Origin of the sequence: Terriglobus sp. YAF25, from assembly GCF_052113305.1 — a bacterium.
Taxonomy (GTDB): domain Bacteria; phylum Acidobacteriota; class Terriglobia; order Terriglobales; family Acidobacteriaceae; genus Terriglobus.
The window spans coordinates 1-1,219 of record NZ_JBFRCY010001007.1 but is presented as its reverse complement, the minus strand read 5'-3'; the positions used below and the strand labels follow the sequence as shown (position 1 = coordinate 1,219).

General features: G+C 55.3%; 1 protein-coding gene. It reads left to right on the top strand.

The window, feature by feature from the left end; all coding sequences use genetic code 11:
• Positions 1 to 357: 357 nt before the first annotated feature.
• On the top strand, positions 358 to 1,219 hold an 862-nt coding region (locus tag AB4043_RS26075; protein ID WP_442308594.1), incomplete at its 3' end, for a hypothetical protein.

Sequence of the window (1,219 nt, the reverse complement as noted above, 5' to 3'; positions counted from 1 at the left end):
GCTTACTCCAATCCTCCGGGCAACAACGGTCAGCGCAAGAAAGACGCCGATCGCGAAAGGGGATAGTAGCCAGAGCGTATCGAGAAATACGGGAGGTCATAAATGCGGGTGTTTTTGTGTTTCAGCGCTTTTTGTCGACCTTCTCCACTCTGAGGGTCCCGACGGAAGATTAAGAAAATCTAACTTTCCCATAGTGGGTCACGAACAGAAGAATGTCTTGCGAAGTCTTTCAAGTTGTAAGCGAGCCCAAGCCAAACTGAACAAGTAGGGAGGGCGTTCGGTTTGCAAAAGAACACGCGGAGATCTGGATTGCACGGCATCGGGACTGAGGTCGTGATGATCCTATGGATCTTGGGTATGATTCTGGGTACGGCAGGGTACGCATCAGGCCCCAGCACTCAAAACGGAGCACGAGGAGCCGAGCCTCTTCCCCGCGTGATCGATTGGACTCCAACCAACCCACTTCCAGACGACCTTGTCTTTGTGAACCACCTGGGACCCGGCAACAAAGGTGTGACCTTCCTCGTCACCCTGGGGGCCGATGGCAAGGTGAGCGAAGTACAGCCCATCGGAGGCTTCAGCCTTTATCTCAGCAGGTTGATTCCGCAGATCAAACAGTCAACCTTCGATCCGAAGCAGACAGGGCGTGTCTTCGTTCTGCGGCTCAAAGAGGATCCGCAGCAGAAGTCTCTTACAGAGTGGGAGACCTATTCACGACAGACCTGCACTCCGAGGACAGCGCTGTCGGTCATGTATCGAGTAGCCGAGTTCAGGATCGGCAGCGATGACAATGCCGCCTCGCACTGCTACAAGTACATTCTGGATAAAAACCCATCTTCCCTGGCTGCACGCTATGGCGTTGCTCGCCAATGCCTGGATCGCGAAGATCTCTGTGCGGAATCCTATCTGGAGAGCCTGGTTGAGAGCGATCCCGACTTTTTAGAAGCACGCGTAGGCCTGGCGTCTCTTCGCTCCTGGTCTGACGGCGAGATGGCCCATGTTGCCGCATACGAGGAGATGCTGAAGCTCCAGTTGCCCCTGGCGACACGCGAGTCGCTCCTGAACTCGGAAGTATTCACCCTGGAACATGCGAAGCACCTCGATGAAGCCGTGGAAGCCACGGAGCGTTGGAACGCTGCTTTGACGCGTTTGCTGGCGGTATATCCGCGGCAGGTTCTGTTTCGTTATACCGAGGCGATCGATCACGCCCTGCTGGAAG